14 protein-coding genes are annotated in these 8,745 nt (G+C 48.3%); all 14 read right to left on the minus strand.

Annotated features, from left to right (window positions below):
• Window positions 1–74: 74 nt before the first annotated feature.
• Entirely contained in the window at window positions 75–350 is a 276-nt protein-coding gene (locus CAG65_RS08800; RefSeq protein ID WP_161448292.1) for a hypothetical protein, read from the minus strand.
• Complete coding sequence (locus CAG65_RS08805) at window positions 335–790, minus strand: regulatory protein GemA (protein WP_237668241.1); 456 nt, start codon at window positions 788–790, stop codon at window positions 335–337. The genes CAG65_RS08800 and CAG65_RS08805 overlap by 16 nt, the downstream gene beginning before the upstream one ends.
• A 2-nt stretch (window positions 791–792) precedes the next feature.
• The gene (locus tag CAG65_RS08810; protein ID WP_161448296.1) at window positions 793–1,074 is read right to left on the minus strand and encodes a hypothetical protein; all 282 of its coding nucleotides are present in this window, start codon (window positions 1,072–1,074) and stop codon (window positions 793–795) included.
• Window positions 1,075–1,201: 127 nt separating this feature from the next.
• Entirely contained in the window at window positions 1,202–2,281 is a 1,080-nt protein-coding gene (locus CAG65_RS08815) for a type I restriction endonuclease (protein WP_161453387.1), read from the minus strand.
• A 151-nt stretch (window positions 2,282–2,432) separates the two neighbouring features.
• Window positions 2,433–3,125 carry a DUF2786 domain-containing protein gene (locus CAG65_RS08820; protein WP_161453388.1) on the minus strand — a complete coding sequence of 231 codons (693 nt, stop codon included), beginning with the start codon at window positions 3,123–3,125 and terminating at the stop codon, window positions 2,433–2,435.
• On the minus strand, window positions 3,115–3,762 hold the full coding sequence (locus tag CAG65_RS22065) for a hypothetical protein (protein WP_202599324.1): 648 nt from the start codon (window positions 3,760–3,762) through the stop codon (window positions 3,115–3,117). The genes CAG65_RS08820 and CAG65_RS22065 overlap by 11 nt, the downstream gene beginning before the upstream one ends.
• Complete coding sequence (locus tag CAG65_RS08825; protein WP_161453389.1) at window positions 3,759–3,980, minus strand: hypothetical protein; 222 nt, start codon at window positions 3,978–3,980, stop codon at window positions 3,759–3,761. Before CAG65_RS08825 ends, CAG65_RS22065 begins: the two co-directional genes overlap by 4 nt.
• Before the next feature lie 118 nt (window positions 3,981–4,098).
• Window positions 4,099–4,311, minus strand: coding sequence for a hypothetical protein (locus CAG65_RS08830; protein WP_161453390.1), 213 nt, complete (start codon window positions 4,309–4,311; stop codon window positions 4,099–4,101).
• 10 nt (window positions 4,312–4,321) lie between these two features.
• A complete protein-coding gene (locus CAG65_RS08835) occupies window positions 4,322–4,963 on the minus strand; it encodes a DUF3164 family protein (protein WP_161453391.1) in 642 nt (213 codons plus the stop codon).
• Window positions 4,960–5,214, minus strand: coding sequence for a hypothetical protein (locus CAG65_RS08840; protein WP_161453392.1), 255 nt, complete (start codon window positions 5,212–5,214; stop codon window positions 4,960–4,962). The genes CAG65_RS08835 and CAG65_RS08840 overlap by 4 nt, the downstream gene beginning before the upstream one ends.
• A 90-nt stretch (window positions 5,215–5,304) precedes the next feature.
• Complete coding sequence (locus CAG65_RS08845; RefSeq protein ID WP_161453393.1) at window positions 5,305–5,520, minus strand: hypothetical protein; 216 nt, start codon at window positions 5,518–5,520, stop codon at window positions 5,305–5,307.
• Entirely contained in the window at window positions 5,517–5,915 is a 399-nt protein-coding gene (locus CAG65_RS08850; RefSeq protein WP_161453394.1) for a replication-relaxation family protein, read from the minus strand. The genes CAG65_RS08845 and CAG65_RS08850 overlap by 4 nt, the downstream gene beginning before the upstream one ends.
• Window positions 5,916–5,917: 2 nt before the next feature.
• Window positions 5,918–6,850 (minus strand): AAA family ATPase, encoded by a 933-nt coding sequence (locus tag CAG65_RS08855; protein ID WP_161453395.1) that lies wholly within the window; start codon window positions 6,848–6,850, stop codon window positions 5,918–5,920.
• Window positions 6,847–8,745: transposase domain-containing protein (locus tag CAG65_RS08860; RefSeq protein WP_161453396.1), on the minus strand; the 1,899-nt coding region annotated here is incomplete at its 5' end. The genes CAG65_RS08855 and CAG65_RS08860, both read right to left, overlap by 4 nt.

Below are 8,745 nucleotides of genomic sequence, written 5' to 3' on the forward strand. Positions count from 1 at the left end.
TTTGTAATTTAGAGGCAAAGAAGTAGCCATCTCGCACATGGTTGCGCTGTGTGCGAGTGCAGCTATTAAAGACCTCATAAGCTGGAAGCATACGGATCGGTTTCGATGGCATGATAGTTACTCCTTCTCCACAGGTACTCGGCCAACTCTTTTGGGGTGTACCAATTACGGATCCCCAAATCGCTTTTAATGATCGCCTTATCCACTTGATTGAGCGCCGCTTGAAACTCACTGGCCGCAATGCGGTTGTCGGGATACATCTCGCGCAATAGTGCCTCGAGCTCATCTTGCGATTGAGGATTCAACACCTCATAACGCGGCTCGGCCCGAAACTTTACTCGTCGTGACATGAGGCCTCCTTGCCCGCAACCCAGCGCTCAAGCCCTACAATCACCTGACGAATCGTGTCACGCGTCAGCCAGCGGGCGCGTTCGACTTTTACTGTGCGAGCCACAAAGCTGTCCAGCGCCGGGTCGTTCAATCCCGTCCAGCCCATCGCTTTCGCCAGTATAGCGAGCTTGGCCCACTGGTTGCCTGACGGTTGACGGGGCGACTGACCACCGAGTCGTTTTTTAAATTGCGGTGAATCCAGTAGATAGCCTTCTTGCTTTAATTCCTGCACCACTTGACGAAGCTCGTCATCACTGAGTGCTTTACAACTGGTCTTGCCGGTGGTGATACCGAGGTAATTACGGTACTCGTCGTCATCAAAAAAGCCCAGGCGATCTTCAAGCAGCGCTTTGACGCCTTTGTGCACCAAGCCGTAATACGTATGGCGGTTAATGTTCATCTTCATAGCGCCTCCTCAATCGGTAAGGTGAAGGGTTTACCGAGCCAGTTCTTGTTCGCGACACGCAGCAACAGCGCGGCGAAGAACTCAGATTTTTCTTTGGTGCTGAACCCGGCACGAAGGCGGAGCTCATCAAAGAGCGCATCGGTATCCGCATCGAGAATGAACTTGCGCTCTACACGCCCTAACGCCTTGCTGCGTAAGCGACTGTCACGGGTTCTGTCTGCAGAGGATTTGGGGTATTCGACTCTTGGCCGTCCATAGCGAACGGTGGAAATGGCCATAAACGTTACTCACTCACGAAAAACATGGTGATATTTTATGCGTTTTGATTGGTTTGTCTGGATTGGGTCGACGATAGGAAAAAGAAAACCGCCTTTGCGAGGCGGTTGGTGAAACAAACGATTCAAATTACTCGTATCGTCCTGCCACTTCCAGTAACAGGTCTGAATGGTTAAAAATGTCATCGACACATTCAATAGGGTGGCGAGTTTCTTTCTTATCATCCCCAATTAAACCAATGTATTTTTGTTTTGCATTAAAGTGCAAACGACAAAGTGGCTTACGGTTATTATCATCTAATAGGATGCCAAAATAGCTTTGTGTATCTCGAGCGATGATTCGTGATACATCGAATTTTTGACGGAGAATCGCTTTTACGACGTTATAGCCTTCTGTTTCTTCATCTGTCGTATGAATCTTAGATACTTTTCTATCATCAACAATGTCCTCTAATTCTAACTCTTCGTTCCCCGAATTTTTCAACGGTTTAGCCTCGGAACCTATTGCTGATTGTAAGCGAGCATTAATACTGTCATTTAAAAACTGTTTAACCGCTTTGCTTGTTAACTCTAAAAACTGAGCTTTGACTTTAGGTGTTTGCACTCCATCATATACTTTTGATGTAAAGAACTTGACGAAATCTTCTTCAGGTTCAGAGAACTGCTCTGAAAGCACTTTCTTAATTTGACTTAGGTACTTGAGCTCACCAGCTGCATCAACAACAGACTCTACATCAAAAGAAGTCTTCGTGAGCTTTTTTACTTCAGGAACAACATGGTCATCTAAATTCTCTAGATCTAATGTCAGAAATGGTTTTTCATCCATTTTATTTGGAGCATCGAGATCTGTGAAAAATTGATATTGCGTTCCGTTTGTTAAGACTGCAATTCGAGCATTAGTGACAGAGAAATATCTAAACAATTGTCCAGCGTGTTTTGTTGATAATTTCTCACCAAGCTTTTTACACTCAATCAGAATTTGAACTTCTCCATCCTTCATTAAGGCATAATCAACCTTTTCACCTTTCTTTGTTGCAGTATCAGCAGTGAACTCTGGAATCACTTCTGTTGGGTTAAAAACGTCATAACCTAAAACTGAGTGTAAAAATGGCATGATCAATGCGTTCTTAGTAGCTTCTTCGGTTGTTAAAGTAGTAGCAACTTGATCCACTTTCTTTGCTAAAGCCTTTAAGCGATCGATAAAATCCATAATATCTCCTGAATACTTTACCTATGGGTGAATAACCTACAATACTACAATGAAATTAGTTACATACAAAAAGCACACCATTAAAAAGGTGTGCTAGTTAACAAAACGTATATAGCCTTATACGCATTTACGCTTTCTTCGTTGGTTTAAACTACCTGCTTGTCAGCTTGCCTTGATTTTGCCCATTAACACCTTGATTCAGGGTCGCGCTTTTCCCCGCCAGGCGTCCAGCCCAAAGCGCTTCATCAACGCCACCACGTGCGTATTTGGTGGATGCTTCACGTGCTTGAGTGCTCTTTAGATCTGGATGAAGCTCCTGCAGGTAAGAGTTAAGTTGTGTGGACTCCTCTTCGGTGAGTGCAAAATCATTGATTAGGCGCTCAACACTGGCCACCCAACCTTCGCAAAACAGATCAGCACGGGCGGTTTTGGTACTGCGCTTGATGCGTTTGTTCAATGTGGTGATATACGTCTTGCGCGCGTTAATGAGTTGCCGCTCTAACACATCATAGGTGTAGGCGGCGACCTCTGGGCGCTCATGGTGACCAGTAAATACGACGCCTCGTGTGGCTGAAAGTGCATTCCAGTTCACATGCACCTTGCAGCCAAATGCACGGGCTATCATTGATGCTAACGCAGAAAAATATTGAGTATGTCCCTTAGCCTTAAAGCGGGACTTTGTCAGGATCTCCTGTACATCGCTGAGTTCAGGACTCTCATACGATAGCCCGTGCTGTTGCATCAAAGTCTGAGCGCGTGACATGGCGGCGGCAGCTTCATGTTCGTTGGCAGATTGAGCCAGACGCAGCAGCTTCTTGATGCGTTCAATCATTTTACACGTCATGTTCAAGAACCTTCTGTTTACGCTGTACGGTCTGAAGTGCTTGATACATCTCCTGAAGCCGGGCGGCACGTGTAAAATTCCGGGTTCTTACACAATCGCCAATACGGCGGTCAATGCTGCATAAGCTACGTTGGACATCAAATGGTTGTTGTATGTCCAGTTCAGCACGCAAAAGTGTCATGCCGACGGTATCAATGACGATTTCGACGGTGTAATCGCTGGATTTGTTCTCTTCTGATATTGGAACCATCTCCGGCTGCGCTGGTGTTGATAAGTGCGAATACGGCGCTTGTAGCGAGTCATGAACACCTCCTATGGCTAATATGGTGACAGGTGAATACTTTTTGTTTGTTTTATCTCGCATTGACAAAGCACTTTCGAAATCTGAAAACACATGCGCCTGTTCAATATTATCTGTCCAGTACTTCGCTTTTCCCTCGCCTAGGTCTGATTCAAAATAAACAGTGGCAGGATTATCCAGCATGGGGGGTCCCTCTGCGTTTTTAACGATTTTAAATTCCTCATCAAATTTGAAATCACCGTCCAATGAAGAAAGAATAAAGCGGCCAGTGATAGGGGTAATAGGATGTTGGTGAGACTCGTGCTCCATCAATCCTTGAAACGTCTTATTAGTCATGAGTGGTTATCCTTTCCATCAACTTCTTCAAACACTTCCAAATGTTCAACAGACAGGCCGCCAGCCTTCCCTGTGATAGCGACGACAACTTCACCACACACTTCCCATGGTTCACTTCTTACTTCACCAACATGAAAGTATTCAGCAACATTTAACAGTGGGAAATACTTCACTTTCTGACCTATAGGAAATTGCTTTTGAGCAGTTTGAATATCCATTTTGAGATACCTTTAAATCGGGGTTGAATATACGTTTCACCAAATTCAGGCAAAGCGAAGCCAAAGCGGGGTCGCCTGAAGCGCCGCTTGCCTGTATTGAGTGGGTGGGCGATTGGGTTTATTTACTCGTTGCGAGTAGCTGTTTATTGGCCTTGCGTATAATGGTGCGAAGCATCGCCACACGGGTCATGTTGCCCTTCAGAGAAGGAATAGCGGCCAACACATGTTCTGCGGTGTCTTTGGCTTCCTGAGGGTCGCGATTTAGCGTGTAAAGCAATGAAGCCTTGGCATCGTCCACGCTGGTGTTAATGAGTGCTGATATTTTATCCATGATGGCATCCTCATAGTTTTGTGAAGTTTAAGTGCACTTGCTGATATTCGCCTTGCTCGTCTCGCTCATAAAAATTGAAGTACGATTTGCTGCCAATCACCAACAGGGAGTCTTTCGCGGCCGACTGCGCCTGACGCAGCATTGGATCCTGAAAGTCTTTTCCAATAAAGCTAATAGTATTGGCAATCGACGCATCATTGACAAAGAAGTCCTGGACGGCGATGAGCACATCATGAGGTAATTTATCTTTCTGGCTGTTGTAGTAATCCCGAGCCAGTTGCCGGGCGGCATCATGCTCTGGTCCCAGAGTTTTCAGCTTGGCGGTTTTGTACGTGATTTTGTATTTGCCATCGAAGCTGAACATAGCCACATTCTCGCCATTTCCACGGGTATGCAGTTTTGTGCCGTACTGCTCCAGCATTTCAATGCGGAACTCTTCAAAGGCTTTCACCAGATTCTCTTTGAACGTCTGCAGCAGCGATCGTTGTGACTTCACCTGTTTGACCAGTCCGGTAACAAAGGCATCTTTACGCAGCTCATGAGCTGGAATGTTGCACTGGGCAATCAGATTGCCTTCCGCGTTATAAACAAAGCCTTCGGGTGCTGCCAGGCGAGTGGGTTTCACTTCCGGTGCTTGGGTCGTTTGATTCATTGTAGTACTCCTGTTTTTACAAAATGGTCGGCCTGGATAAGCTCGTTCTGTTGCTTTAAGAATTGGTTGATCGCTTGGTACGCTGCGTCTTTTGCCCCATAGGCGGTCACTGCAATTGCCGAGTCCACTTGAGTGATGGCTTCTGCTCGGCAATCAGAGATAAAGAACTCGCCAATACCATTTCGCGCATTCGGCTCAAAGTGAATTACCATTTCCAAATTGACTCGTTGAGTGAGTTGATCAGTGGCCATGCTTGTTCCTTTTATTTGGTTTGCCTCTCTGAATAGGCTAGTAAGTTAATTATCAAAATCTCGAATCATTGCTTGGATAGAGAGTCTCCTCTATGCTTCCCAACAGATGATGTCGTGATTAAGCCGGACCGCCTGCATATGGCGCGCAGCGCCGTGGTCATGCAGAACGATGTCGAATTTCGGCATGTCGCTTTCAATCAGCAGTGGGCAATTGCTTATCACAAACTCGCCCCGACCTTTAGGCTTACGGCTGACAACGTAGCCGCCACGAAGCCAGACAAACTCGTCCGTGTGCATTCGGCTCATGCGTCCTCCCATGGGCGAAATACCCGATGAATGAGCTGAAAAGCAGGGTGTGTCAAGAACGCAAAATCCGATGCCAACTGCTGGTTGGTCCCTAACGTGCTTTTGTGGCAATACGAGCACTGACCTTCTCGAAGGTTCCATACCGGCGTTTGAGTTCGACATTGCAGGCAGGTGCCATAGGCTGCGACGCCCGTTAATTGATACAGGTAGCTCTGGCTCGCTTTGCCCACGCACTCCACCACGCCATGTTGGTGCATTTTGGTAAGCAGCGCTTTCGCAGCACTGATTGACACCGAGCAACACTCCGCTTGTGTTATTTGCCTGGCCGTACAGGGCTGGTGGCAACGCAACAGCGCCAATACGGTATTCAGACTGTCGTTTCCTCGACGATTCATGGTCACACTCCAATGCTTTCTTTGAGATAATGATGCGCTGCAGTCAGATGCTTAGGCGTCAGCGCTTCCTGATTTCGTGTTGCGGAGGAACTGGCGAGCATAATCATGTCACCCAGCGTTCTGAGTTGCCCGGTGGTGTTAGGCACGATATTGTACGCTGCCTGAAACAGCGACTCATCGGTGATCCCCCAGGCCTGCATGTAATGGCGGATGTCCGCTTTTGTCGCGGTCTTGATGCAAGTCGGACGGATCATCCGGCTCCAGATTGGATTCAGATTGACCTGGGAGCGGGCTGCGCTCATCCGGCTGCGAACCACGTCATTGCCCAGTAAAAAGACACCACATTTACGCTCTGCCAAGATACGCAGACCATTGAGAACGTCATCCGACAGATATTGCGCCTCGTCGATGATGATGAGCCCATTAGAGCCGTCCAGGGCTTGCGCGATCGCTTTTTGCATACGGTAGACCGTCATGTTGGTGGCTTTGATCTGCATGCGTTCACACAGCTCAGACAAAATGGCGCGCGCGGACTTGCACAGATTGGAGGCCGTGACAATCCAGACATTGTTGTGCTGACGTTGATACTCTTCTGCGGTCACCGTCTTACCAATGCCAGAGCCTTCATAGACCATCGACCAGCGGCGCATGGTGCGAGCCATATCCATCAGCTTCCAAATGGTTTCCGCGGTTGGCAGCATGAGAAATTCCGGCTCTTTCAGGTGCGTATCAGCAAACTCTTCGATCCGAGTGCTACGTGTATTCAACCACGTTTCAAGTTTCTGGAGCTGGGCTTTGGTATCACCGGTATAGGGCTTGTTATTAAGCAGTTTACTGAGAATGCCTTCGTCGATGTCCGACTCTTTAGCAATCTTACGGTTACTCAGTTTCTCACTGCTTTTCACTGTTAGGACTTGTTGAATAATTGAGGTCATTTCGTTTTTCCGTATTGCTGCATGAATGCATCCAAATCCATCGTGGGTTCAAAATCTGCCCCCACCGCTTTTTTCTCAAACAAGCCATCAAACTCACTTGGGTTCATTTGATGCATCTCGGGCGATCTGGCTAACTCAGGTGTCATTTGTGCAATACCTGGAACCATACCGCCGAGTGGCTCCGGTTTTTCATCACTGCGTGCTAACTGAACAAGGTCGTCATTCGTTAACTCGACCATTTGTTCTTTCAGCCAGGCGGCGTGGTTAACCCCTTTGGTTTGGTATAAGTTCTGGCGGCGCGCTTCGCCTAAATCGTCATACGCCACATCAGCGTACAGTGGGATTTCACCAATGAACTCACCGCGCTCACTGTAGGCATACACACACCCGGTTAAGTCATAAGGGTTGAAGCGTAGGTGGACGCTTTGACCGATGTATCCGAACAACAACGGACTGCGGTAGCGGTTGGCTAAATGCTTGCTATAACGCCCGGCATTGAGCTCGACTAAGCCACCTTCGTGCACTTTCACGCTTTTACGAGTACGGTGCAGGCATAGACGCAATTGTGTTGCCGTGGGTTTACGCACCTGGACTTGACGATAGCTCTGTTCAAATACCTGTTCGTAACTGTAGAGACCGCGAGCCATCTCACTGCGTCGGCCTTCTTGACGGTTCCAATCCGCCACCCATTCGGCAAACAGTTCAACCACCCGTTCAACGGGGACCGTGGTTTCACCGTAATTGGCAGGTTTGCTGGTGGCGGATTCACCAGTGTAAGCACCGGCAAAAGCTGGATGACGCTCAAATTGACCGATACCACCTATAGAATGGAATAGGCGTTCAACGGGTTTGGCCCGGGCGTTGCCTTTACGGCCGACGTTGTCATCTTCCACTCGAGTCCAGTTGACCGTTGAGCCCAGCGCCGTGATGGCGCCTTCAATCTCCGCGTTATCAAACTTTTTGTGCTCTAACTTGCCTTTGCCTGTGGCTTTAGGACGTGAGGTACGACCTGTCATGGCTTCACTGAGTGCGACTGAGCCTCGGTCAAGGTCGAACATTTCTGGGATGCCAAACTTTGAAACCATGTTGAAAAGAGCAATCCCCAGCATCTCTGTGTTTTCGCTGACATCAATCGCATAGCCCACCACCATGGAGCTGTAGACATCCTGAAATACCCATACGGTGGGACGGATAACGGTGCCATCTTCCAAGTGGCATCGAATACGGAATTCGTGGCCATCGCCCGATACACGCTGCATGGCATGCATACCAGCCCGGGTTCGACGCTGTGCTGGTATCAAGGCTTGCTTCGTAGCAAACAAACCGCCCCGGCAATAGACTTGCAGCTCATAAGGAAGGTCATCATTGACTCGGCTGCGAATTGTATGAAGACAAGGCACATCCCAACCGTTTTTCTCTGCGGCCTTCACCATACGGTGGTAACACTCAGACACGGTCGGTTTTTCAGGGCGCAAAAAGTCGGCTTTAAACATTGACCATGCTTCAGGTGACAAGGCTGCCGTGCGTTTACCATGAACGCCTTGCTTATCTAACAATGCTGGCAACCAGTCCTCCACTGGGATTTTGTTGGTTTGCAGCCCGGGAGTGTTGTAGAACCAGGCCACGATTTTGGAGTACGTTCCACCAGACTCCTCCGCAACACGCTTCATTGACTTACGCATACTCATGCCAGCGTCGACGTACGCCTTAACACGCATGCACAGCTCGTACCGCTGTTTGGTGGACGCTTTTTTAGCATCGGTGGCTTCGTCGTACTCTAGCCAAAGTTCATCCGAGGCCGGAGTTACCACCTGGCGAGCGTTGCGACTGTTCTCTGCTTGTTCGGTCTGTTGCTTGGCAACGTTACGCAATAGGTGCAAACGTGTCTCTTCAGG

This window comes from Vibrio sp. V39_P1S14PM300, from assembly GCF_009904765.1.
Taxonomy (GTDB): Bacteria; Pseudomonadota; Gammaproteobacteria; order Enterobacterales; family Vibrionaceae; genus Vibrio; species Vibrio proteolyticus.